The 835-nt window shown below is 47.2% G+C and carries 1 protein-coding gene; it reads right to left on the reverse strand.

Features of this window, described 5'->3' with window-relative positions; all coding sequences use genetic code 11:
• Positions 1-371: 371 nt before the first annotated feature.
• Complete coding sequence (locus D7024_RS14495; protein WP_121452629.1) at positions 372-707, reverse strand: ATP-binding cassette domain-containing protein; 336 nt, start codon at positions 705-707, stop codon at positions 372-374.
• Between the last annotated feature and the right edge of the window lie 128 nt (positions 708-835).

The following is an 835-nucleotide window of genomic DNA, read 5'->3' on the forward strand; positions in this document are numbered from 1 at the left end:
TTTTGCATGTTCTTTGGTGAGCCCTTGAGGCTTTCAGGCGGCGCCGAAGGGTAGTCTTGACGGCCGGGGTCCCCTCACGTGATACAATGGATTACCTGACGGGGCGTGCTACGTCTTCGTTGCATGTTCCACAGGGGCGCCCCGTCGGTATGTTTACTTAACCACGTGTGGGGTGGCTGTCAAAACCGCCGCCTCCCACTAACTTAAAAGTGACATTTTCTCAGTCCAGATGAACCACCAGTAAGTCTCAAGGCTTACTGCGCGTGTCGTGCACCGTTGTACCCCGTGGGAAAAGTGATATACGAAGACCTCCAAGGCGCACAACATGGCCCTGGCTTCCGGAGCCTAACCGCTCCCGGATACTCCCCAATCTATTGGGAGAGGAGGTCACTGATAATTGGGAGCACATAACGAACTCCGTTTTTTTCAAAAACTTCTATATCGGTTTCATAAAGCCTAATTAAATTTTCCCTACTTAAAACATCCTTGACTTTACCGTAACTTATCACCTTACCATTTTTCATCAACAGAACTCTGTCAGCTAAAACTGAAGCCAGATTAGGATCATGTTCTGTTGTTATTACAATGATGCCTCGGCTGGCAATACTTCTTAGAACTTCGACTGTTAGTACTTTATTTCTGAGATCGAGATGAGATGTTGGCTCGTCGAGCAGTAAAACCTTGGGTTGTTGAAACGTAAGCGTCAAACACAACCCACCTTGGCACAATACCCAAGTTTAAGGGATAATCTTCCTCAAAAAATAAGCTCGATGAGGAGGATTTTTTCTTATGACCAAAGCCGAACGGGAAGCGCTATGGGAAACCCGAATAGCCG

Source organism: Desulfofundulus salinus, from assembly GCF_003627965.1.
Lineage (GTDB): Bacteria > Bacillota > Desulfotomaculia > Desulfotomaculales > Desulfovirgulaceae > Desulfofundulus > Desulfofundulus salinus.